The organism is Aedoeadaptatus acetigenes (assembly GCF_025566985.1).
Classification (GTDB): domain Bacteria; phylum Bacillota; class Clostridia; order Tissierellales; family Peptoniphilaceae; genus Aedoeadaptatus; species Aedoeadaptatus acetigenes.
This window is the reverse complement of the sequence record NZ_JAOQJD010000002.1, coordinates 73,343-98,326: the sequence shown is the minus strand read 5'-3', so window position 1 is coordinate 98,326 and position 24,984 is coordinate 73,343. Positions and strand designations below refer to the sequence as shown.

Annotated in this window: 27 protein-coding genes and 1 tRNA gene; 19 read left to right on the top strand and 9 right to left on the bottom strand. The window is 54.0% G+C overall.

Features of this window, described 5'->3' with window-relative positions:
* Positions 1 to 164 precede the first annotated feature (164 nt).
* The 4 genes from OCV31_RS09700 (at position 165) to OCV31_RS01350 (ending at position 2,101) form a co-directional block, all read left to right on the top strand.
* Positions 165 to 1,304, top strand: coding sequence for a peptidoglycan DD-metalloendopeptidase family protein (locus tag OCV31_RS09700; protein ID WP_148471892.1), 1,140 nt, complete (start codon positions 165 to 167; stop codon positions 1,302 to 1,304).
* Between the two features lie 76 nt (positions 1,305 to 1,380).
* Positions 1,381 to 1,469, top strand: a tRNA-Ser gene (locus tag OCV31_RS01360).
* A 113-nt stretch (positions 1,470 to 1,582) separates the two neighbouring features.
* Positions 1,583 to 1,837: a type II toxin-antitoxin system Phd/YefM family antitoxin gene (locus OCV31_RS01355; protein WP_148471890.1), complete on the top strand. Its 255-nt coding sequence runs from the start codon at positions 1,583 to 1,585 to the stop codon at positions 1,835 to 1,837.
* Entirely contained in the window at positions 1,838 to 2,101 is a 264-nt protein-coding gene (locus OCV31_RS01350) for a Txe/YoeB family addiction module toxin (protein WP_148471888.1), read from the top strand. It abuts the gene before it with no gap.
* Positions 2,102 to 2,128: 27 nt separating this feature from the next.
* Here OCV31_RS01350 and OCV31_RS01345 read toward each other — a convergent pair whose 3' ends face one another.
* Complete coding sequence (locus OCV31_RS01345) at positions 2,129 to 3,277, bottom strand: hypothetical protein (RefSeq protein ID WP_148471886.1); 1,149 nt, start codon at positions 3,275 to 3,277, stop codon at positions 2,129 to 2,131.
* 158 nt (positions 3,278 to 3,435) lie between these two features.
* Between OCV31_RS01345 and tpx the strand changes: the two genes are divergently transcribed.
* The 7 genes from tpx (at position 3,436) to OCV31_RS01310 (ending at position 7,761) form a co-directional block, all read left to right on the top strand.
* On the top strand, positions 3,436 to 3,945 hold the full coding sequence (gene tpx, locus OCV31_RS01340; RefSeq protein ID WP_148471884.1) for a thiol peroxidase: 510 nt from the start codon (positions 3,436 to 3,438) through the stop codon (positions 3,943 to 3,945).
* A gap of 2 nt (positions 3,946 to 3,947) precedes the next feature.
* On the top strand, positions 3,948 to 4,427 hold the full coding sequence (gene rlmH / locus OCV31_RS01335) for a 23S rRNA (pseudouridine(1915)-N(3))-methyltransferase RlmH (protein ID WP_148471881.1): 480 nt from the start codon (positions 3,948 to 3,950) through the stop codon (positions 4,425 to 4,427).
* Between the two features lie 9 nt (positions 4,428 to 4,436).
* Entirely contained in the window at positions 4,437 to 4,619 is a 183-nt protein-coding gene (locus tag OCV31_RS01330) for a CDIF630_02480 family spore surface protein (RefSeq protein WP_267303734.1), read from the top strand.
* Between the two features lie 61 nt (positions 4,620 to 4,680).
* Positions 4,681 to 5,181 (top strand): hypothetical protein, encoded by a 501-nt coding sequence (locus OCV31_RS01325; protein ID WP_148471878.1) that lies wholly within the window; start codon positions 4,681 to 4,683, stop codon positions 5,179 to 5,181.
* Positions 5,181 to 5,942, top strand: coding sequence for an NADPH-dependent oxidoreductase (locus tag OCV31_RS01320; protein ID WP_148471876.1), 762 nt, complete (start codon positions 5,181 to 5,183; stop codon positions 5,940 to 5,942). The genes OCV31_RS01325 and OCV31_RS01320 overlap by 1 nt, the downstream gene beginning before the upstream one ends.
* 3 nt (positions 5,943 to 5,945) lie before the next feature.
* Positions 5,946 to 6,362: a WapI family immunity protein gene (locus tag OCV31_RS01315; protein WP_148471874.1), complete on the top strand. Its 417-nt coding sequence runs from the start codon at positions 5,946 to 5,948 to the stop codon at positions 6,360 to 6,362.
* 238 nt (positions 6,363 to 6,600) lie between these two features.
* Positions 6,601 to 7,761 carry an MFS transporter gene (locus tag OCV31_RS01310; RefSeq protein WP_148471872.1) on the top strand — a complete coding sequence of 387 codons (1,161 nt, stop codon included), beginning with the start codon at positions 6,601 to 6,603 and terminating at the stop codon, positions 7,759 to 7,761.
* Positions 7,762 to 7,814: 53 nt separating this feature from the next.
* Here OCV31_RS01310 and OCV31_RS01305 read toward each other — a convergent pair whose 3' ends face one another.
* The gene (locus tag OCV31_RS01305) at positions 7,815 to 8,219 is read right to left on the bottom strand and encodes a Fur family transcriptional regulator (RefSeq protein WP_267303733.1); all 405 of its coding nucleotides are present in this window, start codon (positions 8,217 to 8,219) and stop codon (positions 7,815 to 7,817) included.
* Positions 8,220 to 8,363: 144 nt separating this feature from the next.
* Here OCV31_RS01305 and OCV31_RS01300 point away from each other — a divergent pair, with 144 nt between their 5' ends.
* The 4 genes from OCV31_RS01300 to OCV31_RS01285 all read left to right on the top strand — a co-directional run bounded on the left by OCV31_RS01300 (position 8,364) and on the right by OCV31_RS01285 (position 11,946).
* Positions 8,364 to 9,461 carry a metal ABC transporter substrate-binding protein gene (locus OCV31_RS01300; RefSeq protein ID WP_148471868.1) on the top strand — a complete coding sequence of 366 codons (1,098 nt, stop codon included), beginning with the start codon at positions 8,364 to 8,366 and terminating at the stop codon, positions 9,459 to 9,461.
* Complete coding sequence (locus tag OCV31_RS01295) at positions 9,458 to 10,117, top strand: metal ABC transporter ATP-binding protein (RefSeq protein WP_148471866.1); 660 nt, start codon at positions 9,458 to 9,460, stop codon at positions 10,115 to 10,117. Before OCV31_RS01300 ends, OCV31_RS01295 begins: the two co-directional genes overlap by 4 nt.
* A complete protein-coding gene (locus tag OCV31_RS01290; RefSeq protein ID WP_148471864.1) occupies positions 10,117 to 10,923 on the top strand; it encodes a metal ABC transporter permease in 807 nt (268 codons plus the stop codon). Before OCV31_RS01295 ends, OCV31_RS01290 begins: the two co-directional genes overlap by 1 nt.
* A 126-nt stretch (positions 10,924 to 11,049) precedes the next feature.
* Positions 11,050 to 11,946 carry a DegV family protein gene (locus tag OCV31_RS01285; RefSeq protein ID WP_148471862.1) on the top strand — a complete coding sequence of 299 codons (897 nt, stop codon included), beginning with the start codon at positions 11,050 to 11,052 and terminating at the stop codon, positions 11,944 to 11,946.
* 43 nt (positions 11,947 to 11,989) lie between these two features.
* Here the strand turns inward: OCV31_RS01285 and OCV31_RS01280 are convergent, their stop codons facing one another.
* Positions 11,990 to 13,219, bottom strand: coding sequence for a dicarboxylate/amino acid:cation symporter (locus OCV31_RS01280; RefSeq protein WP_148471860.1), 1,230 nt, complete (start codon positions 13,217 to 13,219; stop codon positions 11,990 to 11,992).
* A 174-nt stretch (positions 13,220 to 13,393) separates the two neighbouring features.
* Between OCV31_RS01280 and OCV31_RS01275 the strand changes: the two genes are divergently transcribed.
* The 3 genes from OCV31_RS01275 (at position 13,394) to OCV31_RS01265 (ending at position 17,677) form a co-directional block, all read left to right on the top strand.
* Complete coding sequence (locus OCV31_RS01275) at positions 13,394 to 14,581, top strand: hypothetical protein (protein WP_148471858.1); 1,188 nt, start codon at positions 13,394 to 13,396, stop codon at positions 14,579 to 14,581.
* Between the two features lie 95 nt (positions 14,582 to 14,676).
* Positions 14,677 to 16,512, top strand: coding sequence for an acyltransferase family protein (locus tag OCV31_RS01270; protein ID WP_267303732.1), 1,836 nt, complete (start codon positions 14,677 to 14,679; stop codon positions 16,510 to 16,512).
* A 91-nt stretch (positions 16,513 to 16,603) separates the two neighbouring features.
* The gene (locus OCV31_RS01265; protein ID WP_148471854.1) at positions 16,604 to 17,677 is read left to right on the top strand and encodes an iron-containing alcohol dehydrogenase family protein; all 1,074 of its coding nucleotides are present in this window, start codon (positions 16,604 to 16,606) and stop codon (positions 17,675 to 17,677) included.
* Between the two features lie 50 nt (positions 17,678 to 17,727).
* Here the strand turns inward: OCV31_RS01265 and OCV31_RS01260 are convergent, their stop codons facing one another.
* The 5 genes from OCV31_RS01260 to cysK all read right to left on the bottom strand — a co-directional run bounded on the left by OCV31_RS01260 (position 17,728) and on the right by cysK (position 22,339).
* Entirely contained in the window at positions 17,728 to 18,720 is a 993-nt protein-coding gene (locus OCV31_RS01260; protein ID WP_267303731.1) for an SH3 domain-containing protein, read from the bottom strand.
* A complete protein-coding gene (locus OCV31_RS01255; protein WP_148471850.1) occupies positions 18,720 to 19,214 on the bottom strand; it encodes a zinc-ribbon domain-containing protein in 495 nt (164 codons plus the stop codon). Before OCV31_RS01255 ends, OCV31_RS01260 begins: the two co-directional genes overlap by 1 nt.
* Before the next feature lie 112 nt (positions 19,215 to 19,326).
* Positions 19,327 to 20,775 carry a carbon starvation CstA family protein gene (locus OCV31_RS01250; protein WP_148471848.1) on the bottom strand — a complete coding sequence of 483 codons (1,449 nt, stop codon included), beginning with the start codon at positions 20,773 to 20,775 and terminating at the stop codon, positions 19,327 to 19,329.
* Positions 20,776 to 20,876: 101 nt separating this feature from the next.
* Positions 20,877 to 21,458, bottom strand: a complete 582-nt coding sequence (gene cysE / locus OCV31_RS01245; RefSeq protein ID WP_148471846.1) for a serine O-acetyltransferase — start codon at positions 21,456 to 21,458, stop codon at positions 20,877 to 20,879.
* A gap of 2 nt (positions 21,459 to 21,460) precedes the next feature.
* A complete protein-coding gene (cysK, locus tag OCV31_RS01240; protein WP_148471844.1) occupies positions 21,461 to 22,339 on the bottom strand; it encodes a cysteine synthase A in 879 nt (292 codons plus the stop codon).
* A 495-nt stretch (positions 22,340 to 22,834) separates the two neighbouring features.
* Between cysK and OCV31_RS01235 the strand changes: the two genes are divergently transcribed.
* The gene (locus tag OCV31_RS01235; RefSeq protein WP_148471842.1) at positions 22,835 to 23,785 is read left to right on the top strand and encodes a magnesium transporter CorA family protein; all 951 of its coding nucleotides are present in this window, start codon (positions 22,835 to 22,837) and stop codon (positions 23,783 to 23,785) included.
* A 175-nt stretch (positions 23,786 to 23,960) separates the two neighbouring features.
* Here the strand turns inward: OCV31_RS01235 and OCV31_RS01230 are convergent, their stop codons facing one another.
* The gene (locus OCV31_RS01230; RefSeq protein WP_148471840.1) at positions 23,961 to 24,950 is read right to left on the bottom strand and encodes an ornithine cyclodeaminase family protein; all 990 of its coding nucleotides are present in this window, start codon (positions 24,948 to 24,950) and stop codon (positions 23,961 to 23,963) included.
* Positions 24,951 to 24,984: the final 34 nt, after the last annotated feature.

Genomic DNA, 24,984 nt, shown 5'->3' with positions numbered 1-24,984 from the left:
TCTGTGCCTGTAGTTCTTGTCATGAAACTGTCATCTTTTTGTAGTCTTTAGGCAATAGACGCGGGGGCATTCTCTGTTATAATAAGGCTCGTGCTCAAAAAGAGTTACAAAATAGTAACGAATGAAGCCCGAGGCTTCAAATCAATAGAGAAAGCGAGACATTCATGAACAAGATCAGACGAACAATCAACGTAGGCGCCCTGGCGGCAGTGATGGCGGCGGGCATGGTACATAGCCCGGTATTCGCCGCCAAGGCGCCGGCGGAAATTCCCGCTCCCGTCGCTGCAGAAGCACAGAAGGCCACGGAGGCCGTAAGCGTCACCGTGGGCGATGCGGTATTTTACTTAAAGAGCTCCGCCGATTACGACGCTCTTATGGCGAAATTACAAAACCGCTTTAAAGCCGAAGGTGCCACCGTGCGCCGCATGGACATTGAGCCTCAAATCAAGGCCGAAGCCGTGAAGACCGAGGAAAAGATCCTCACCGTAGACGAAGCCTTCAAGCTGCTCTTAACCGGCGGACGTGAAGAGGCGGTCTATGTGGCCGAGGAGACGGAATCCTTGGAATCCGTGGCTAAGAAATTCAACATGACCGTGGATGAAATCAAGGCATTAAACGCCAATTGGGAAGATCCCCTGCACAAGGGATCGAAAATCAACGTCTTAAAACCCGCGCCCATGGTCACCGTCACCTTACAGCAAGAAAAAAAGGCGCAATCGCCGGTGGCCTTTAAGACCGTGAAAAAAGAAGATTCCAATCAAGTGAAGAGTGTGAAAAAAGTCGTGCGGGCGGGCAAGGCCGGCGCCTTGGAGACCACCACCCGCGTGGAATCCGAAAACGGCAAAGTCACCGCCTCCGTCACCGAAGCGAGCCGCCTGGTCCAAGAGCCTGTGGATGAAATCGTCATTGTGGGCACGAAAGAAGGCTTGGCTACGGGCAGCTTTATGACGCCTACTGTGGGCCGCCTCTCCTCGCCCTTCGGACCCCGCTGGGGCCGCTTCCACTACGGCGTCGACCTGGCCAATGCCACGGGCACCGATGTCGTGGCCGCAGACGGCGGCGTCGTCACTCGGGCGGGCATGGCCGGAAGCTACGGCAATCTCATTATCATCGATCACCAAAACGGCACCTCCACCCGCTACGGCCATTTAAGCGCTTTTAACGTCAAGGCGGGCGACGTGGTGCAAAAAGGCCAATCCATCGGGAAAATCGGCTCTACCGGCCGCTCCACCGGCCCGCACCTCCACTTCGAAGTGCGCGTCGGCGGCGTGGCGAAAAATCCCCTGGAGTTCATTAAGCTGTAAAACAAAGCATATTGAAAAACGACCTTTTAAAACGGGGGCAAATCCTGTATAATGGTTTCGTTAAGTCAATATGCAGGGAGCGGTATCGAAGTGGTCATAACGGGGCTGACTCGAAATCAGTTTGCCTTCACGGGCACGTGGGTTCGAATCCCACCCGCTCCGCCAAATGAAAACGACGCGTTGCCGAAAAGGCAGGGGGTCGTTTTTTTGTTGCGCCGATGAAACAGCATTGTAAAAGCGTACAAGATCTTGTACAATAAAACAAAAGAGGTGATAGGATGTTGGCAGTTAATTACAGCGATTTGCGCAATCATCTCAAGGAGTATTGCGACAAGGCGGTCAACGATATGGAGACGGTGCTTGTGACGCGAAAAGAGGACCGTCACGTGGTCATGATCAGCCTGGAGGCCTACAACAATCTCGTCGAAAACGATCATATTATGAAAGATCCGGTTCACTACAAGGAGTTGATTCGCCGAGCCGAAGAGGTGGATCAGGGACTGTTTAAGGAACAGAAGTTATCGGACGAGTAGATGAAGATTGCATTTCACGACGGGGCCTTTGAAGAATATATTTCGTGGCAAACAAAGGACAAAAAAACACTGAAGCGTATTAATTTGCTTATTAAAGATATTCTCAGGACGCCTTTTGAGGGCATCGGCAAGCCGGAGCCCTTAAAGTATGAACTGGCAGGCTATTGGTTCAGGCGAATTAACACGGAGGACCGATTGATTTATAAGGTGGAGGACGAGTGGTTGATTATCCTGTCCTGCGCCCATCATTACGAAAACAAATAAAAGCACCCGCGTGGGTGCTTTTGTCGTTTATTTATTAAAAGGAAGCTTGTCGTAGAGGAGCCTCGCGCCGCCGGCGGCTTTGGCGCCGAGCTTGTTCAGCCCCGGGCCCATGTCGTCCCAGGCCCATGTGGCGGGGATTTTTCTGAATTTGTAGTCGGCGATCATTTTCATCAGCCCCATGTGGCCGGTCTTCAGGTAACTCGCCACCCCGGCCATGTCCCGCCAGCCGTCTCTAAAGTGGCAGTTGGTGTCCGATTGAAAGAAAATCTTCGGCACCGCTTCGCCCGTGCTGTCTAAATAATAGAGATAGGGGGTTTCGAAGCCCAGGTGGGTGAAGAGCTCCGTCTCGGGAGAAAAGCAGGCCTCCGCGCCGGTAATATAGACCTTTCGGCTAAATTCGTCGCGCTTGAAGGTGGCGTGGAAGATGCCGCGAAAGCCCGCTGCCTTTAGGCGGGGATGGACGAGGCCGATGAGCTCGGGAATCCATTTCTGCTTCACGTAGGTGGCTTCGCCGACAAATTCCGGGTATTGGCGCAGCACCTGTGTGGTGACGAAGCCCGAAAGTTCGCCGGCGCCTGCGTAGTAGAGGGAGGCGGCGTAATTGTCCGAGGCTTCGCCGGGCACGTAGCGCTCGGCGTAGAAATCCTCCGCCTCGATTTTCTCGAGGGCACGGGAAAAGGCGGCGGCGCTCGCGATGTATTGAATCGGCGTCTCTTTGTTTCCGTCCCGAGATTTGATTAAGCAGGGAAAGCCCAGGGTCGTGGCGATTTCGAGGACGAGGTCGTCTTTGCTTCCGTAAAGATCTTTTTGAGGCGGCATCAGATCCCGAAAAAGATCCGCCATGGCCCCGGAGGCGAGGGACTCGGCGGAGAGCGCCGGGAAGCGGAAATGGGCTTTCAGCACGGAAAAATTGCGCGCAACAAAATCCACATAGGCCGGCGTCGTGGGAAAAAGCACGGGCTTGTTCTCGGAAAGGGCGAGAAGGCTCTCTAAAAGAGCGGCCTCGCCCGCCTCAGGCAGAAGGACGCTGTCTTTCGCGTAGCGGCTGATGCCGTAATCCGAGGGGGCCGCATCCAGGGTGGCGACTGAAATGCCGCGGCGGCCCAAATTTCTCAATATGGCTAAGGCGGTGGAGTTGTGCCCGTCGAGGACGAGGGCGGTAGCTTCTAAGGTCATAATGCCTCCTTTATCTTCCTACTATCATACCGCATCGGCCGGATTTTGGCGCAGAAGAATGAAAAAATAAAATCTCTCCCCGATTTTCTGTTAGTTTCCCGAATTTTAGGATATACATGTAGTATATGATTTTGTGAACGAAACCTAGGAGGTACATTATGTCCAGAGAAAATATTACATTTGGCGGAAACGCCATCAACATTTTAGGCGAAGAAATTAAAGTCGGCGACAAGGCACCGGATTTTGTTGCGGTAAACAACGATTTAAGTCCCTTTGAATCCAAGGAATTAAACGGCACCGTACGCATTTACTCCGTCGTTCCTTCCATCGACACCGGCGTTTGCGCCATTCAAACAGGAAACTTCAATCAAATGGCCACGGATTTAGGTGACAACGTCCACGTCATCACCATTTCCAACGACCTTCCCTTCGCACAAGAACGCTTCGGCGCCGCCGAAGGCATCGACCGCGCCAAACTCGTCAGCGATTATCAAATCTGCGATTTCGGCAACAAATACGGCTTCTTAATCGAAGGCCTGCGTCTCTTGACCCGCGGCATCGTCGTCGTCGGCGAAGATGACGAGGTAAAATACGTGGAATACGTCCAAGAAGTGACCAATCACCCGGACTACGACAAAGCCCTTGAAGCAGTAAAAGCGCTGATCTAAGCATGCGCATACGGGTTCTGGCCCTTGGAAAGCTAAAGGATCCGGCCCTGAGCGCCTTGGTTTCGGAGTATGTAAAGCGGCTTCGGCCCTACGTCCCCACTGAAGTGGTGGAACTGAAGGACGAACGGGCGCCGGAAAGCTTGTCCGAGAAAGAGGCTGAGGGGGTTCTCGAGCGAGAGGGCGAGGGCCTTTTGGCGAAAATCAATCCGCGGGATACGGTAATCGTATTGGCCGTGGAGGGAAAGCAGGTGGATTCACCGGCTTTTTCGGAAAAACTGTACGACTTTCTTGAGACGACCTCGGGAGATGTGGTCTTCGTCATCGGAAGCAGCATGGGGCTTTCCCCCGCCGTAAAGGCGCGGGCGGATTGGCTCTTGTCGTTTTCGAAAATGACCTTGCCCCACACCCTGATGCGCGTCGTATTAATGGAACAAATTTATCGGGCCGCGCGCATTCACGCCGGCCATGTGTATCACAAATAGGAGGATATTGTGCCTAACAAAGAAGAAAAAGCAAAAGCAAGAAGAGAACAAGAAAACCAAAACGACGAACACGCTCCGGCATCGGACATTTACGGTAAGGTAGCCGGCAAGGATCCGGAAACCGGCGTTGAAATCCCGACGGATGAAGCCGTTAAAGAATCCGTGGAATGGGTAAACGAAAACGCGAAATAAGCGTTTCATGTAAGGTACCGGCAGATGTCGGTACCTTTTCTATTTACAGATGGGGGAGAACATGGGCGAGAGAAATCGGGCCTATTATTTATACACGGATCAATTACCCGACGCCGAGGGCTTTCTGCCTGTGGAGGCGGCTTATTCGGCGCGCTTAAAAGCGGGAGACGGCCTGTGGCTGATCGGCGATATGCGGCGCTTTTATTTCGTCGACGGCATCACCGATGCCGGGGTGTATTTAACGGAGGCCGAAGGACATTTCGAAGCGGAAGATATCAACCTCCCCGCCATGCGCCATACCGGGGCGCTTATGCCCATGGACAAAAAGCCCCTGGCCGTGGAAGTGGAACACGGCGACGGCGCGGGCCCCGGGGAAATGATCATTCAGCTCTACGGTAAAGACGAAGGCGGGCTCTTTAAAACCGCCGGGGATGAAGAAGACGCCTACTTGGCGGAATCCTTAAAGGGGCTCTTGCGCATGCAGCTCAAGACCATGGAGTCCACGGCGGAAATCGGCAATTTGTGGATTCGCCGTCTGAGAGAAAAACAGAGGAGGAAGTAATGGCAGATAAAAGCCTTTTTGAGAGACAATTAAACCACGTGACCATTCGGGAATTTACCGACGAACCCGTGGATCCCGCGTTGGTGGAAGCATTGAAAGACGTGGCCAATCGCACGGCAACCTCTACCGGGATGCAATCTTATTCCATCATTCGCATCGTGGATGAAAAGAAGAAAAAGGCCCTGGCCGACATCGGCGGACAGGATTACATCGCCCGGGCGCCGGAGCTGTGGGTCTTTGTCGCGGACGTGTACAGAAACAGCCGCATCGCCAGGGAACAAGGGGTGGAACTTGAAGCCGAGGCGGACAGCGATCGCTTCTTCCAGGGCTTTACCGACGCGGTTCTCGCGGCGCAAAATATCACCAATGCCGTTGAAGCGGCGGGACTGGGCGCCGTGTACCTCGGAAGCCTATTAAACGATGCCCGGGCCGTCATCGAGCTTTTAAATCTGCCGAAGCTCACCTTCCCGGTCTTCGGCCTCGGCTTCGGCCATCCCAATCAATCGCCGCAGCTCAAGCCCCGCATGTCCATGGATCTGAAGTGCTTCACGGACAGCTACGTGGTTCTGGACAACTACCTGGAAGCCATTAAGGATTACGACGAAGAAATGCAGACCTATTACGACCTCAGGGACGCCAACCGCCGGGTGGATTCTTTTTCCAACCAAGTGGTCGCCCGCTTAAAAGGCGCCACGGAAAATCGGGCGGCCCTCGCACAAATCGCCGAGGAACAGGGTTTTCGTTTATCGAAGGAGAAATAGCACATGCTTCACTTAAAGGAAGGAAAAAAAGAAATTTCCGTCGACGTCCTGGAATTCGAGTACCCGCCGGGATGGGGCGTGGGCACGGGATTTGACGCCGATTATTTAATCTGCAAAATCCAGGGCAGAGACGGCGATGTGGACTTTGAGGCGGAAGACAGTTTCTTTAAATTCGAAGAGCTCGTGGCCATTTACGACGAGTGCATTCGGATTTTGGACGGAGACAGCTACGGCTTTGAAGCCGCTATCGAAAACAGGCAGCTGGGCTTTTACGTGGAAATCGAAGAGGGCATGCTCTCGGTGACCCTCAACTACCTAAACGACGACCTCTTTTCCGTGAACGAAAAGCAGACGCCGGTGGAATTTCGGGACATGACCCACGGAATTTACGACGCCATTCGCCGGTTCATGGATCTGTAAAAATTTGCAGGCAATAGATAAAGAACCCTTGACGGCATGGGGAATTCATGTGATAATGAACCTATCGATGGACGAACGTGCCGACTTACTCCTAGCTATAAGTTTTATTACTTAGAGTTGTTTCTTACTTACTGTTGCTTACCAAAAATCGGAATGGCATACCATCGAGAGGCTTGAAAAAGCCGAAAAAAGCGGCCCGCGGGTCGCTTTTTTTTTGAAAAATCCTGTGAGGTGATCCATGCAATCCAATCGAAGCGTCTTCCGCACCGCCCTGCCATTGTACTTTACTTATTTTATTCACGGCATCGGCGTCTCCATCTTATCCCAGTATAAATCCGCCCTGCAAAGCGCCTGGGGCGCGGCGGATATTTCCGCCGTCATCCAGGTCATCGCCGCCTTGGGCCTGGGCCGCTTGGTGGCCCTTCCCGTCTCCGGCTACGTCTCCGATAAATGGGGACGAAAGGCATCGGGCCTTTCGGGCGTCGTTTTGTACGCCCTGTACTTTTTGGGCATCGCCTTTTGCGCTTCCGCTTCCGCCGCCTACGCCGCGGCAATCATCGGCGGCATGGCCAATTCCTTTTTAGATACCTGCGTCACGCCGACGATCCTCGAGCTCTTTAAGGAAAAAGGCCCCAAGGCCAATATGTTTACGAAATTCGCCATGTCCTTGGGCCAATTCGTGCTGCCCTTCGCCATCGGCTTCGCCGCGGCCCGATCTTTCTCCTACTCGGCAGTCTTCGCATTTTTAGGGGCCCTCATCGCCGCCGACGGCCTCTTGATTTTAACGGCGCCCTTCCCGGACATGGAAAAGACGCAAAAGAAGACCAAAGGATCCGCGGGCATTCGCCGAGGCATCGTCCCCGTGGTACTTATGGGCTTTACCGCCACCGCCACCTTTACCCTGTGGCTCAATTGCAATCAGGAGCTGGGGAGCCTCTACGGCATGGCGGACCCTTCCATGATTCAGTCGGTTTATGCGGCGGGCACCATCGTGGCCATTTTGGCCACGGCTTTTGTGGTGCTCAAGAAAATCGAGACGGAAGACGTCCTCGTCCTCTACCCGGCCATTTGCCTCGCGGCCCTCGCCTTTACCTACGTGGTTAAAAGCCCCGTCTCGCCCTTAATCGGCGGCTTTTTTATCGGCTACGGCGGCGCCGGCGGCGTCCTGCAGCTGGTGGTGGCCGAGGCCAACGGCCTTTACGAAGAGCACAAGGGAAAAATCACCTCCGTGGTTATGATGGCTTCCTCCCTCGCCAATTACGTGGTCCTCGCCGCGGCGGGGGCCGTGACGGCCACATACGGCGTCGATGCGCCGAGAAAAGTCGTGCTTCTGAACATGGCCATTACCGCCGCAAGCGTCGCCCTCGCCCTGTGGATTCGGCGGGGCAAAAAGGCGTAATGGGTTTAGAACCTTCGACAAACAAAAAGGAACCGATGGCATCCGTCGGTTCCTTATTTTTTTAAGCAGTCCGGGCAAATCCCCTCCAGCTGAAAGCGGTGGCCCGTAATGGCGTAGCCCGTGGCCCGCATAATGTGTTCGTCCAAAGCGTCCAGAGGGCAGTCGTCGATGGGGGCGAGCTTGCCGCAGCGGGCGCAGACGATGTAGTGGTGGTGCCCGCCGCCCTTCATTTCGTAATAGGTGCTCTCGTCCTGTTCCAAAGAGGCCTGCAAAATCCCCGCCTCCGTGAGCTGATTTAAAATTCGATACACCGTAGACAACGAAGCGCACACCGCCCTCGGCGTCTTTTTAAACACGTCCATGGCACACATGGGCCCGGGGGCTTTTTCTAAAATCTTCAACACTTCCAGGCGGCCCTTCGTGGCCTTTAAACCTTTTTCTCTCAGTAATTCTTCCATGACCATCCTCCCGAATCCATCATAAGCCATGGGAAGAAAAAAGAAAAGCGATGGAAAAATTTTTATGAGAAGTCTTCCCGAAAAGAGGACAAAGTGGTATACTTAGTTCCGTTAAATAACAATGATTTTTATTTAGGAGGCAATATGAAAGTAAAACAAATCGTCGCCGTGGCCTGCGCCGCAGTCATGCTTACCGCCTGCGGATCGAGTGCGGCAAACAACAACAATAACAACAACAACGACAATAAAGTTGCGGTCACCGAGAGCCAAAAGCCCAAGGCAGAGGGCCTGAATGTGGTAACCACCACCTACATCCTTCGCGACCTCACCGAAGAAATCGCCGGAGACAAGGCCACGGTCACCTGCTTGATCCCCAAGGGCCAAGGGGTTCACGGCTTCGAGCCTTCGCCCAAGGACATGAACCAAGTGAATGAAGCGGATCTTTTTGTCTACAACGGCGCCGGCCTGGAATCCTTTACGGATCGCTTAAAAGAGACCGCAGAAGGGGACGCCACCTTTGTGGAAGCCTCCGAGGGGATCGAGTTGTTAAAGGGCGGCCACCATCACCACCACGATGAAGACGCCGCTGACCACGACCACGATCACGACGCCGCGGACCACGACCATGACGCCGCGGACCACGATCACGACCACGACGCCGCGGAACACGATCACGACCATGACGCCGCGGACCACGATCACGACCATGACGCCGCGGAACACGATCACGAACACGAGGGCATGGATCCCCACGTGTGGATGGCACCGGAAAATGCGGAAGAAATGGCGGAAAACATCTGTGAAGCCCTGGCCGCCAAAGATCCCGACAACGCCGCCTACTACAAGGCCAATTACGAAAAGCTCAGCGAAAAATTCGACGCCCTGGACGATTCCTTCGAAAACGTGCTTGCCAAAGCGAAACACAAAGACATCGTCGTGAGCCACGAAGCCTACGGCTACTTGGCCAAGGAATACGGCTTAAACCAAATTCCCATCGAAGGCATTAATTCCGAATCGGAACCGGATCCCAAAGCCATGAAGGCCATCGTGGACGAAATGAAGGCCAAGGGCATTAAAACCGTCTTTACGGAGCCCAACGAAGATGATAAAATAGCCCAAACCGTCGCATCGGAAGCGGGAGCCGAGGTCAAGGAATTGGATCCCATGGAATACGAAAGCGACAAAAATTACTTCGAACGCATGGAAAGCAATCTGAAAATACTGGAGTCTGCACTGCAATGAAAGAAATCTATCGGGTCAGGGACCTGCGCTTTTCCTACGGGAAAAACGAGGTGTTAAAAGGAGCGAATCTCTCTGTGAAACAGGGAGATTTTCTCGCATTTATAGGGGCCAACGGCTCGGGAAAATCCACCTTAATCAAGCTCCTGTTGGGCATCGAAAAACCCACATCGGGCACCATCGAATACGACGGCAAGCCACTGGGAAAGGACACGGACTTTTCCCGCATCAGCTACGTGCCTCAGCTCATGGTCGCCTCCTACGACTTTCCCATTACGGTAAACGAGCTGGTGGACCTGGGCCTTTACGGGGAAAAATTAACGGCCGACGAGCGCGAACGTCGCATCGACGACGCCCTGTCCCTCGTGGATCTGGAAGGCTTTCGCGATCGCCTCTACGGCGCCCTCTCCGGCGGGCAAAGGCAGCGGGTGTTGATCGCCAAGGCCCTGATCTCCATGACCGACGTGCTCATTTTAGACGAGCCCACGACGGGCATCGACTTTAAGGCACGGGAAGAGCTCTTTCATATTTTGCGCCACCTCCACGACATTCACGGGATCACCATTTTAATGATCACCCACGAGCTGCATCTGGTGGAAGACATGATCGACGGCGTCTACGTCTTGGAAGACGGCGTCCTTGAAAAGAGGCGAGACTGATGGAACTGTTTCAATACGAATACATGATTCGGGCCATGATCGTGGGCCTGGTCCTTTCCGTCGTGATTCCCGCCATGGGCGTGGTCATCGTGAATCGGCGGCTGGCCATGATCGGCGACGCCCTTTCCCACGTGTCCCTGGCCGGGGTCATGTTCGGGCTGTTGGTGGGGATCAATCCAATACTGGGCGCCATCATCACCTGTGCCGTGGCCGCCCTGTCCATGGAATGGATTCGCCGCCGCTTCCCCTCCTACGGGGAAATCTCCACGGCGGTGATCATGTCCACCGGCGTGGGCCTGGCCTCCATCCTCTCCGGCTTCGTGAAGGGCGGGGCCAATTTCGAATCCTTTCTCTTCGGCACCATCGTGGCCATTACGGATTTTGAATTCTACATGATCCTTCTCGTCTCCGCCGCCGTGGTCCTCTTTCTTCTGTTAAACTACAAAAAACTCCTCTACCTGTCCTTCGACGGCATCTCCGCCCGCCTGGCCGGCATCCGCGGCGATCGGTTGAGCGGCCTCTTCGTCCTCTTAACGGGCCTCACCGTGGCCATATCCGCCCGCACCGTCGGGGTCTTGATTATTTCCTCCCTTCTGGTGCTTCCCGTCTCCTGCGCCCTGCAGCTCAAGCTCAGCTACAAAAAAACCCACGTCGCCTCCGTGCTCTTCGGCATTTTATTTACCGAAGGCGGCCTCATCCTCTCCTACTACCTGGGGCTCAAGCCCGGAGGGAGCATCGTCCTCCTCGGCGTGGTAACTCTTATCGTTCTCCTGGTAAAAAAACAACTCGCCGGCGCCGAAAAGTAAAAAATCGGCGGCGAGGGCGGGTTTTTTCGCCCTCCGTTGACTTTAAATGCCGTAACACGTAATATAAAAGCGAACAGAGATGCCCAACGGCGGCATCGACGAAGAAAACGCCATAAGGAGCGAACAATGATTAAACTTTTTACCGACGACGGCGCGGATATAAATTTCACCACCGCGGAACGCTACGGCATCGTTCAGCTGCCCATCGCCGTCTCCGACGGAGAAAACGAATTTGAAACGGGTCGGGCCATGGACATTTCCAATTTCTACGACAATATGCGGGCGGGCACGGTTTACAGCACCTCCCGTGTCATGCCCGGGGTCATGGAAGAGGCCTTTCGCAAAGCCCTGGAAGAGGGCGACGAGGTGCTCTACATCAGCCTCTCCTCCGGCCTTTCCGGCTCTTACGAAGGGGCGGTCATGGTAAAGAACGCTTTGGAAAAAGAGTATCCGGGAAAAATCGACGTGGTGGATTCGAAAGCCGCCACCTTCGGCGAAGGCCTCCTCGCCCTAAAGGCCGCCATCCTCAGGGATCGGGGAGAGAGCCTCGCGGCCATTGCGGCCTACCTGAACAAAATCAAAACCACTTCCCACGAATGCTTTACCGTGGGCACGCTGGAGTATTTGCACCGCGGCGGGCGCGTGTCCAAAAAGGCAAAAATCGCCGGCGGCGTTCTGCAGCTTAGCCCCATGCTGGAACTGGAGAAAGAAAAGGGCACCTTGGAGCTTCTGGACGTCTACCGCGGCCAGAAAGCCTTTTTGAAAAAGCTGAAAAAGTACATCCTCGAACACTCAAAAGACGGAAAATTCAATCCGAACCAACGGGTCTACGTCTATTCCGGCGACTGGCCCGAGCGAGTAGCGCTGGTCAAAGACTTTTTAATCAAAGACATGGGCATGAAAGAGGAAAACATCGACACGTCCCAGCGATTGGGCTGCGTCATCGGCGCCCACACGGGCCCGGAAGTCTGCGTCGTCACCTTCGGCGGCGATCCCGACGAACTCTCTCTCATGAACGAATAAATTTTCGCACAAAAAAAACCGGCTGCAAGGCCGGTTTTTTGCGTTAGGAAAGACTTTCTTCTTCCACCGGTTTCGGCTGTTTCAAAATGTGTTTGTAGTACACTTTTTCCACGAGCATGGAAATGGCGTTGTCGCCGGCCACGTTGGCGGCGGTACCGAAGGAGTCTTGCGTTAAATAAAGAGAAATCAAGATGGATGCCATGGGCGAGTTCGTAGCCACGCCGACGATGGGGAGGAAGGGCAGTGCGCTCATGACGGCGCCGCCGGGAGCGCCCGGTGCGGCGACCATGGCCACGCCTAAGACGGCGATAAATTGAAGAATCAAGCCGAAGCTGTGGGGCATGTTGTACATATAGAGCAAGGTGTAGACGCAGGCCGTCAAGGTAATCATGGAGCCGGGCAAGTGGACGGTGGCGCAAAGGGGAATACAGAATTCCCGAATTTGGCGAGTGACGCCCATTTGCTTGTTACATTCCACATTGACGGGAATGGTGGCGGCAGAGGATTGGGTGCCCACGGCGGTAAAGTAGGCCGGGAACATTTTGGGGAAGGTCTTGAAGGGATTGCGCTTGGTTGTCGTGCAGGCCACGAGGAACATGGCGAAGACGTAGAGCAGGTGCAGAACCAAAATGCAGCCGAAGATCCGGATAAAGACGGAAAGAATGGCGAAGACGCTTCCGGAGTAAGCCATGTTGGCGAAGTTACCGAAAATGAAGAAGGGAAGCAAAGGAATAATTGCCTTGGACAGGACCAAATTAATCATTTCGTTAAATTCGTTAATGAGCTTGTAGAAGGTTTCGCCGCTATTTCTTTGGCGCAAAATCGACACGCAAAGGCCCACCATAAAGGCGAGGATCAGGGCGCCTGTCACGTCGATGGCCGGTTCCAGCGGGATCTCAAAGAGAGCGCTTAAATTCTTTTCGGAGGCCGATTTAATCTGCTCGACCATTTCCTGGGAAATGAACGAGGGGAAGATGCCGTGGGCCATGGTGTAGGACAGACTCCCGGCGATTAAAGTGGAGCAATAAGCCATGCCCACCGTGGCGAGGAGCAATTTTCCCGCCCCTTCCGACAGGTCGGCGATGCCCTTGGCAACAAAGGCGATAATCATCAGGGGAATGACAAAGTTCAAGAACTTACCGAAGTTTGCCGAGAAAGTGACGGCGATTTTCGTCACCACTTCAGGCAGGTAGGAGCCTACCAGAATACCCAAAATAATGGCAATGATAAGCTTGGGGATGAGGCCCAGAGTAAAGGCCTTTTTTTCAGACATTAAAAAACCTCCTTAAAAAATGATTGAATTGGTATCATTATATCAAAACGGGGCGAAAAAGGGGGAAAAAGCCTAAGAAAGCGTGTCAAATCGGTGAAAAGATTCTTTTCAAGGGCGGACGGTTGTGATAGTATTTTTGTAAATAGAAGCAATCCCTTAGAATGGAGGAATATCGTGACAAACGATAAACGCAATTATCTTACATCCATCAGTTTCGGTGTCGCGACGGTTTGGTTCTCTACGCACTGCGGTGCGGGATTCGCATCGGGGACGCAAGAGCTTCAATTCTTCGCAAACCACGGATGGTTCGGCACCTTAATGCCGATTCTGACTTTTATTTTGATCGCCATCACCTACTACGTCGGCCTGGAAACGGCGCGGCAAACGGATAAATGGGGCTACGACGCCTGGTCCAAGGAAGCTTACGGCAAATACGCCAAGATCTTCACCCCGGCCATGGACGTCAGTGTCATCATTACCACCATCGCCGCATCGGCGGCCACCATCGCATCCGGTGGCCTCTTGGTTAATCAATACCTGGGCCTGCCCGTCCTCGTCGGCTCCGTCTTTATGGTCGTGGTCGTAACCCTGTTGGTTATTTTCGGCGAAGAACTCGTTCGGAAAAACGCCACCATTATGACCGTTATGATTTTAGCCATTATTTCTATCGTTATTATCTCCGGCCTCATTAAATTCGGTCCGGACATCGCGCGGCTCTTCTCCGAAGGCTACGTCAATCCCAATGCCACCAAGTGGGGCATCTCCGCATCGGATCAAACCGTTCCCGGAAACATCGGCAACTCCCTCTTATGGGCCTTGACCTATGCGGGCTTCCAAATCAGCGCCATCGGCGGCATTACGGCATCCTTTAAAGGCGGTCAATACAAAGAAGAAGCAAAAGGCGCCATGATCATCGGCTGCATTATGAACATTCTCATGCTCGTCGGCATCACCCTTTTGATCTTCTCTCAAATGCCCGACATTTATTTAGACGAAGCGTCTCGGGCGCTGCCCACCATCGCCGTCGTCAACAAATTGGACATTTCGATCCTCTCCGTCCTTTATCCGATCCTGCTCTTCTTGGCACTGATCACCACCGCCGTCGGCTTTATCTTCGGCATCGTGACCCGTATGGAACCCCACGTCATGAAGAACGAAACCAATTTGGTCAAGAAAAAGGCCATTATCGCCGTCGTTTCCTTGATCGTTTGCTACTTGGTTTCCACCCTGGGCTTAATGTGGATCGTACAAAATGCCTACAAATACCTGGGTATTTTCAACTGGGCATTGATTATTCTGCCCCTGTGGATCCTGGGCTTCAAAAACATCAAGCGACGGGATCAGGAAGCCGCCGGCAAATAATCGCAAGTTTATCTCTCAGGGATTCGCTTTTATTCATATTCGTGGAAAGAATGGGCTTCGGTCCATTCTTTTCGCGTATAATAAGGAGGCTTTCAGTGCACAAAGAAATAAAATCCTTTACGGGACTCCGCGCCCTGGCTCTGTGGGGCGTGATCCTCTACCACTTGTATCCCCACAAAATCGTCGGCGGCTACTTAGGCGTGGTCATGTTTTTCCTGCTCTCGGGCTATTTGCTCATGAGCCAACATTTGTCGGAAAAAAACCACGCGCCCTTTAAAAAGCTCGCCAAACAGTACAAAAAACTGACGCCGCCCTTGGTCTTTGTCGTGGCCGTGGTGGTATTTGTCGCCGCTTTGGCCTTTCAAGGGGAATTTCGCGACGTAGCCGCCTCGGGGATCAGCGCCGTCTTCGGCGTAAATAACTGGCAGCAAATCCTTCGGGGCTTCTCCTACTTCGATCTCCACGGGAAATTTTTGCCCTTCACCCATTTCTGGGCCCTGTCGGCACAACTGCAATTTTATTTGATTTGGGCCGTTTTAAGGCAATTCTGCGGCAAAAATCGGGGCAAGCTCGCCCTCTCCCTCGCCGTCACCGGTGGAATTTCCCTTCTGCTCATGCCCGTCATGACGCCTTTTACGCAAGATGCGACCCGCATTTACTACGGCACGGACACCCGCTACTTCGCCTTCGCCATCGGCGCACTGGCCGGGCTCATGGGCGAGAAGGGCAGCTTCAAGGGCAGCCAAAAGGCGAAAGGGATGCCTGCGGCCGTTCTTCTCGGCCTCATGCTTTTGTCCTTCGTCTTCTTCGCCGAAGGCCGCTTCCTCTACTACGGCGGCATGGCCCTCTTCAGCCTCATGGGGGCGGCCCTCTTGCTCTATACGGCAAAAGACGACAACGCCACGGCCAAGGCTTTGAGTGGCCCTGTGCTCCGCTACTTCGGCACTCGCAGCTACGAGCTCTACCTGTGGCAGTACCCGGTGATGCTCGTCTTTCAACAGGCCTTCTCCCACAGCGAACTTTCCTACTTCGCCGTGGTGCTCATTCAAATGCCCGCCCTCTTCATCCTGGGCGAAGTGACCTATCGCCTCTTTAAGCGCCCGGCGAAAAAGCGCGTCTTAACCGTCTCCGCCGCGGCCCTCGCCCTCATCACCCTCATCGGCACCTTCGCCTTCAGCCCGAAGCGCATGGCCGCCAAAGAAAAGGCCGAGGCGAAAAAAATCGAGGCCCGGGAAAAAGAAGCGGCCAAGGCCAAGGAGCCCGAACCTTTGGACGATGAAAACCTCTCCGACGAAATCAAGGAGATCAACCGGCGCTGGCCGGCGGTGGCCCTCGGTGAAAAAGACGTGAACGCCCTGGCCGAGCGCGACGGCCTGATGATCGGCGACAGCCTCACGGAAATGGAAGCGGAATACATTAAAATGCTCCTGCCGAAATTTACCATCGACGGCAAAAAGAATCGCCAAATGGTAACGGGCAAAGAGATTTTGGAAAGCCACGATTTAAGCGCCCTCGCAGAGGACGCCCCCATCGTGATTCAGCTGGGCACCAATTACGACTTCAATACCAAGGTACTTGACGACCTCATCGTCGCCACGGGAGAGCATCCCGTGTACCTCATCAACACGGTCATGCCCGATCCCTGGGAAGGGGCCGTCAATGAAAAGCTCGCCAACGCCGCCAAGGCGTCGAAGCGGGTGCACCTTATCGACTGGTACAAAATCGCCAAGGAAGAAGACGAACTCTTTATTTCCGACCACACCCACCCGAAAAATCTGGGCCTCTACCTCTTCCCCCAAGTGGTGGCCAAGGGCATCATGCCCTCGGTAAAGCCGGTGAAGGCGAAGCCGAAAACCGAGGCGGAAAATTCAGATAAGGCGACAAACGAAAATAAAACGGAATCAAACCGCGAAAAGAAGGCAGAGGAATAATGTATTCTTCGTCCATCTCTCTTGAAGGCGCCGGGGTTTCGGGTGTATAGTGTTCTGCAACGACCGTATTGAAAGAAAGGGGAGCGAAACTATGTATATGCCGAACTACTATCTGTCGAAAGACGGTTACGACGAATTGCCCGAGGTGTTGGCGGCGAGGGGCTTTAAAAAAGTTGTCCTCATCGGCGGCGAACGCGCCTTAAAGGCCGCTTCGGGAAAAATAAAAGACGCCCTGAAAGGATGCGATGTGGAAATTACCGGCACCTTCGTCTACGGCGTGGAGTGCACCAATGCAAACATCGAGCGGCTGAAAAATGAGCCCGCCGTGAAAGAAGCCGACGTGCTCTTCGGCATCGGCGGGGGCAAGGCCCTGGACACGACGAAGGTCCTCTCCCTGCGCGCCGACAAGCCCGCCTTTTCCTTTCCCACCATCTGCTCCAATTGCGCGGCCATGACCGCCATTGCCGTGGTCTACGACGAGTCGGGCCGGGTGGAAAGCTACGAATTTCCCAAGTCTCCCTCGGATATTTTCATCGACCTGAAAATCATCGCCGAAGCCCCGGACATTTACTTCTGGGCCGGCATCGGCGATGGCATCAGCAAACAGGCGGAAGTCCTTTCCGCATCCAAAGGCGACGACTTGAGTCACATGGCCCGCCTGGGCGTGGGCATCGCCAAAACCTGCGAAGAGCCCTTCCTGAAGTGGGGCAAAGAAGGCCTGGAAGATGTGAAGCACAACCGCGTCTCCCGGGCCGTGGAAGAAATCGCCCTGGATGTCTTGGTCTCCACAGGCTACGTGAGCAATCTCACCAATCAGCCGGATTTCTACTACAATTCCTACATCGCCCACATTTTCTTTGACGCCGCCTGCCTGATCCCGAGAGAAGGGGAGTACCTTCACGGCGAAGTGGTCTCCTTCGGCGTCATGGTCCTTCACGCCTACGACGACAACGAGGCGGAGCTGGAAAAAATTGCCCGCTTCAATCAGTCCCTGGGCCTGCCCATTACCCTGGAAGACGTGGGACTTACGGCAGAGGATCTGGACGAAATGATGACCTTCGTTCCTGAAACCACGGAATACAAACGCTCGAGCAAAAACATTTCTCCGGAAAAAATAAAAGCCGCCGCCTTAAAGGCTGATGCCTTTGGCCGCAGCTTGAAATAAGCGCAAAACAAAACCCTGTCCGCCGACAGGGTTTTTTGTATGGCTCGAATTCAAAACTCGCCGTTTAAAGTGCGGTAGGAAATCCAGCCGTCGCCGATATTGCACCAGGTCCTCACGGAATCCGATTGGGTGTCGATGACGTAGACTTCGGCGCCGCGACTCAAGGTGTAGGCCACCGGGTAATTCTTTCCCGGGCCCGTGCGCACATTGGCTTCCGCCGCGGTGACGTATTGATAGGTATAGAGAATGCGGCTCGCCTCCGAGGCCCGCTTGGCGCTTTTTTTCGCCGATTCGGCGGCCTTGGCGGCTTCCGATTCCGCGGTGGCGGCGCGAATCTTTTCTTCGCTTAAATTTTTCGCCCCTTGCTTCACTTTCTTCTTCAGATCGGCCAAGCGGTCGTTGTTCGGGGCCACGGCGATGAGCTCGTTGACCATGTCCATGGCGCCGTCGAAATCATCTGCATCCATCCGGGCCCAAATCTCATCGGCGGCGGAACTCACCACGTCCTTCGCGCCCTCTTTGGCCTTATCGGACAGATCGTTGTCGTGCTCTTCGATGGCGGTGTAAATCCGCAAAGCCTCTTTAAAGGAGTCGCTTTCAAGGGCATCCTTCGCTTCGTCCAAGAGCTCCTGATCCTTGGCCATGGTCTTGGCATCCTTTGCCCGCTCCTTGTACACGTCGCGACCTGTCATGTCGTAGAGCTTGTCGTACTGCTCCCGAGCCTTGTCGTAATTTTCATCCTCGATGGCGGCGGCAGCGGATTTTTCCAAGCTGATTCGGCGGCTCGTGCGGTAGATAAAAACCGAGAGCACGAGAAGAACGATCACCGCAAAAACGGAGGCTGCGATGATCACGCCCTTCTTTTTCCCGGCAGGCTTTTTCTCCTCGACCTCGTCGAAGGAATAGGCGGGATCCGTGTCGTAAGCGTCCACCGGTTCCAGGATCGCCGTGTCCCGGGGGGCGTCACTTTCCAGCGGCTGTCCGCAGGATTTACAAAATTTTGCGTCGGCGGCATTGTCTGCGCCGCAAGATAAACATTTCATCATATATCACCTAAAACAGGAGCTGTAAAAAGGTTTAAGCCGGACAGAAGCACGAAGAAAAGCCAGAATCCGCCGATAAGTAATTGCGCGATAAAACAGACGAAGCCCGCCCGATTCCACGTGTCCTGCACTTGGGAAAATTCTTCCATGTCGCGGTAGCGATTGTTTTCGTAGGCCCAGGCGTTGCCCTTAAAGCCCGCGACAAAGGGCATGACAAAGCCGACGATGGGCACGAGGCACAATAGAGTTATGTAACAGCGATTGCCGATGCCCCAAATCAACGTCAGGGAAAAGGCGCCCCAATTAAAGCGTCCGGGCACTTGGCGACTCGCCCTATCCGCCTGAGCGCCATTGTCGTAAGCCGCGGGCGCGCTTTGGAGGGGGCGGGTTTGGTCCTCTTTATAGGAAGGTTCGGGACCGTCGACGGGCGCGCCGCAGCCGGTACAGAATTTATCTTCCGGGGACAATTCGTGTCCGCAGTGAGTACAAAACATAATAACCTCCTTTATGTAACCATGGTATATTTTTTTGAAAACAATTTCAATATAAAAAATCGAAAAGAAGACAGAAAAAAAGCGCCCCCGAAAGGAGACGCTTTTCGCGATCTTACTGTTCCGTCTTCATAACCTCGTCGCCGCGGTTTTTGACGACTTTCGAAATCATAAAGCAGAAGAAAGCTGCGCCGACGACGCCCAGTACATAGGCTACGTTCATGGGCAGGCGCAGGCCGATATCGGCACTGGCGATGTAGGATGTGACGATAAAGGCGTAGAACATGCCGGGAATCAGCGTGATGAAGTAATTCTTTCCGTGCATCTTTAAATAGACGCTGATCAGAGCCAAGGCGAAGACGGCCACCAATTGATTGGTGAAGCCGAAGTAGCGCCAGAGGATTTGGAACCCTTGGGCGTTGCTCTTGGCGAAGAAGAGAATCAAGACGGCGGGAATAAACAGGATCAAAGACAGAAGCACCCGGTGCTTTGCCGTGGATTGATCGAAATTAATTTGTTCCGCCACCATGAGGCGCAGGGAACGGAAGGCCGTGTCCCCGGAGGTGATGGGAAGGACGATGACGCCGGCAACGGCAAAGAGGCCGCCGATCTTGCCCATAAATTCGCGGGAAATGTTGCCCACCATAAGGGTGGCGTTCGTGTCCAGAGCCGCGCCCCGGTTGAAGACCACCATGGCGCCTGCAGCCCATGCCATGGCGATAAAACCTTCGATTAACATGGAGTTGTAGAAAATGTTCCGGCCTTCAAATTCCGATTTCGTCGTACGGGAAATCAGGGTGGCTTGGGAGCCGTGGAAGCCCGATAAAATCCCGCAGGCCACGGTAATAAAGAAGATGGGGATAAACAATTGGCCCGTGGGGTGTTTGCTGATCAACACGCCTTGGGTCATGTTGTGCAGATCCGCTCCGCCGGTGAGGACGACGCCGCCAAAAATGCCGATGGCGGAAATAATTAATACGGCGCCGAAAATCGGGTAGACGCGGCCGATGATCTTGTCGATGGGAAAGAGAGTTGCCACGATGTAATAGAGCAAAATTCCCGCGTAGGCGTACCAAATGGCGGCGCCGTTGACGTCCATGCCCAAAAGATCGTTGACGATCAAGTCCCCGGGGGTGTAGATAAAGACCACGCCGGTTAAGAGCATCAAGATGCAGATAATCACGATGTAGATCTTATTGGCCTTGGGGCCCATGTAGCGGGAAATCAATTTCGGCACCTGATTGCCGTTGTTACGAATGGAAATCATGCCGACGAAATAGTCGTGGGTTGCGCCGGCCAGGACGCAGCCGATGGGAATCGTTAAAAAAGCGATGGGGCCGAAGAGAATCCCTTGGATGGGTCCTAAAATCGGGCCCGTGCCCGCGATGTTCAACAATTCGATTAATGCGTTTTTGCCTTTGGACATGCCAACGTAGTCGACGCCGTCTGCCAAACGAATGGCGGGAGTTTCACGGTCGTCGGGGCCGAAGACTTTTTCCACGTACTTGCCGTAGAAGAAGCCGCCCACTGCGAGGATGACCAGGCCGATTAAAAATAAAGCCATAATGCCTCCTAAACTGTTTCTTATTTTTTATACAACGTATCCCATTGTAGGGTAAATAAAGTCTGAAAACAACCGTCAATCGCAAATCTAACCGAAATCAATCATCTATTTTGCGCGGTTTTTACATGGCGGGGCGGGTTGTTCAGGGAAAAGGAAAAATCAATGGGCGCCGTCGGATGGGCATTTTCCGCAGGCACGCCCACCACCGTGGTGTTGTCGGCAACGGGATCCAGCACCACGGCGCCGGCGCCCACCTTGGCCCCTTCGCCGACGGTAATGGGGCCCAAAACCGTGGCCCGCGCCCCGATCATGGCCCCGTCTTTTACCGTGGGATGGCGCTTCGTCTTGCTCAGGCCGCGGCCGCCTAATGTGACCCCGTGGTACAAAGTGACGTCGTCGCCGATTTCCGCCGTCTCGCCGATGACCACGCCCATGCCGTGGTCGATAAAGAGCCTCTCGCCGATGGTGGCTCCCGGGTGAATCTCGATGCCCGTTTTCCTGCGGGCCCGGTGGGAGAGAAGGCGGGCCAGAGTCGTGTGGCCCTTTTTGTACAGCCGATGGGCGCGGCGGTGACTCAACAGCGCCACCACCATGGGGTAGAGAAACATGGCTTCCACGATATTTCTGCAGGCCGGGTCCTTTTCCAAAATCACCCGAGCGATTTTTCTGCGCTCCTTAAACATGTCTAAAAAAGCTCCGTGGACATGTACCGCTCGGCGGCATCGGGAAGCACGGTGACGATATTGCCTTCGAAGCGCTCTAAAAGCTTCATGGCGGCCGCCACATTGGCGCCGGAGGAAATCCCCACGCTCAGGCCTTCTTCCGCACTTAATCTCTTTGCCATGGCGATGGCTTCGTCGCCTTTTACGGTGATCACTTCATCCACCACCTCGGGATCGTAATTGCCGGGAATGAAATTGGCGCCGATCCCCTGGATCTTGTGGGCGGAAGCCTTGTTTTCCGTAATCAAAGGGCTTTCCGCCGGCTCGACGCCAACGATGTACGCGTCGGGATTTTCCGCCTTCAAAGCCCGGCCCACGCCGGTCACCGTGCCGCCGGTGCCGATGCCCGCCACAAATACGGACACGTCGCCGTCTAAGGCCGAAAGAATTTCCGGGCCCGTGGTGAGCTCGTGGATGCGGGGATTGGCCGGGTTGTTAAATTGATCGGGCAAGAAATACTCGCCGGTTGCCGCCATTTCCTTCGCCTTGTCCACAGCCCCCTGCATGCCGCCTTCTTCGATTAAAATGAGTTCCGCGCCGAAAGAGCGAATCAAGGCCTTGCGCTCGTCGCTCATGGAGGCGGGCATGACGATGGCCACCTCATAGCCCAATTGCTTGCCCACCAAGGCCAGGGCGATGCCCGTGTTGCCCGACGTGGGCTCCACGATCTTCATGCCCGGCGTGAGGGCGCCGCGGTTGACCGCATCTTCGATCATGTGGTAAGCCACGCGGTCCTTAATGGAGGCGGCGGGATTGTTCTTTTCCAACTTGGCGTAAATGCGACCGCCGCCCATGGATAATTGCACGAGCGGCGTTTTTCCGACTGTATCTAAAACATTCATTACAAAACCAACCTTTCTGCTTCGGATTCCTTCGGCCATTGTATCGCGTAGAAAGGGGGATGTAAACCGGTTTTTTGTTAATATATTGAGGACAAAATATAACCCCGACGGTGCCGATTGATATGAAAAGCAAACCGAATTTATTATTGTCAAGTTACCTTCTTACTTAAAAATTGATTCTTTCATGGCTTTGAGACCCGGGGAAGGGCCCAGGGCGAATCGCAACGCCCTTTTTCCTTCCCCCGGGAATAGTTGATGAAGCTATGGTGTGAAAAAATAGAATAAAGTTATTTACAAAAAGTGAGCTTTTGAAAATCGAGAACAGGAAATGAGAAATAAGAAATACACCACGTAGGTTTGTCCGTTACGCATCTTAAATTCCGCCACCTTGGCTATGGAAATAAAACCGCGCAGGGTGTAGAGTTTAATCAGAAGCTTATGGGAAAAATCGCCCCATTGCAAATAGATTTACACATGATGACCTGAGGAGATGCCATGAAATACTACGTCCACACCCACGATCAAATGTACCGCGTAACGACAGATGATTTCTCAAATAAAGACACGTGCCGGTGGGTCCACCTCATCGACCCGACGGAGGAAGAGATTCGGTCCTTGTCACAAAAATATAAAGTGCCGGAAAGCATCCTCTCCTCCGTCGCCGACCCCGGGGAGGTGGCCCGAAGCGACGGCAGATACAGCGCGACCTACGATTTATTCATTCTTCGCTACCCGGTGGAGGTGGCGGAAGGCCTTTACGAAACCCGCCCCTTGGCCATGATTAACACCGAGGCGTCGGTCATTACCGTAAAATACCGCGACGACGGGGCCTTCTCGGGCTTTTTGGAAAACAAAGGCCATCGTCTCATCGAAGACGAAAGCTTTCCCAAGGAAAAAATCCTCGTCGACTTGGCCTACCACATCTGCAAATCCTACATCGAGCTGACGAAAAACATTAACGCGCGCATCGAGGAGCTGGAACAGGACATGGCGCGCTCCACAAAGAGTGAGACCATCCGCCAATTGATCAGCCTATCGAGAAGCTTGATTCGCTTTTCCATGGCCACGGAAAACAATGAATACGTCTTGCACGATCTGTTTCACCTGGCCCCGTTGAACAGCTCCCCCTCGAGAAATCAACTACTCAACGACCTGAAAGTTGAAAGCACCCAAGCCCGGGTCATGGTAAAAGAAGCGTCGGTCACCGTGGAAAAGCTGTCCGATCTCTATTCAAGCCTCGTGGGAAACAATTTAAACGACGTCATGAAGACCCTTACCTCCATTACGATTCTCTTGACCGTACCGACCATCATCGGCGGCTATTGGGGCATGAACACCTCCCTGCCCTTTTCCGATGAGCCCTACGCCTTTTGGTGGCTCTTGGGCCTTACCCTCGCGGTCATCGTATTGATGTATTTCTACCTAAAAAAGAGAGATTACCTTTAATTTAGCTGCCCCATTCCCGGATCTTATTAACCGGTCCGGGTCCCGTTGATGCCCGTCGCGAGAACGGATTTTGATTCGGGAAAGCTTGCCCTTGGAATTTCCCCCGGAAAACACGGTGCGCAATCGGAAATGCGAAGATCAAACGATGTGAAAGAGATAAATAAAAACTTAATCCCTACACCCTCACATAGGTCCCAATCCCTTTTTCTTCTGCAAAGCGAAAAATCTTTTCCGCCACCACCACATCGTAGACGGCGGAGCCGGTGGTCTTAAAGAGGGTGATCTCGTCGTCTCTTTCTCTGCCGGGCAGCTTTTGAAGAACCACGTCGCCGATCTCATTGGCGATCTTCTCTCGCGTCACCAGGCCGTCATTTACGGGCCTTATCATGTCGCCTGCTTCGTTCAATACGCCGTCTACGGTATCGACAAAAATTTTATCCGCCCGAACCACGATTTCCGGCGGAAGCTCGATCATCTGCGGCGTGTAGGCGCCGACGCCGTTAATGTGGCAGCCCGCCTTCACCTTTCTCCCGTCGAAAACCGGCTGCTTCGCCGTGGTGACGGCGGTAATAATGTCCGCCTCTTTTGTCACGTGATCCAAATCGCTCACGGGGACAAACGTCGCCCCGTAGGAGGCCAATTCATCTTTCGCCGAAGCCACAAACGCTTCGGCTTTTTCCTGTTTCTGATTAAAGACATAGACTGTCTCAATGGGGCGAACGGCAAGCACCGATTCCAATTGACGCATCGCCTGGCCTCCTGTGCCGATTAGTAGAAACACCTTCGCATCCTTCCGCGCCAAGAGATCCGTGGCCGCCCCGGCGAGGGCGCCGGTGCGCATGCGGGTAAGCTCCGTGCCGTCCATAAGACACTTCACCATCCCCGTTTCCGTGTCGAGAAGCACCATGGTGGCCGCAACGGCCGGGAGATTTCGAGCGGGATTGTCCGGGTATGTGGAGACGATCTTCACCCCGAGGGCATCGGCTTCCTCGACCAGTCCGGGCATAAAGAGGGCTTGGCCCTTGGCCGCGCTCAGATTGCTCCGCAAGGGCACCACCGCTTTTTTCGCCGCATACATGGCCATGGCTTCCTTTGTGGCGGCAATCCCATCGCCCGTCGGCATAGCCGCCTTCACTTCATCTGCCTTTAAAATTAAAATCTCCATTAAGGCCTCCTTTCGGCATCCGAAAAACAAAAAG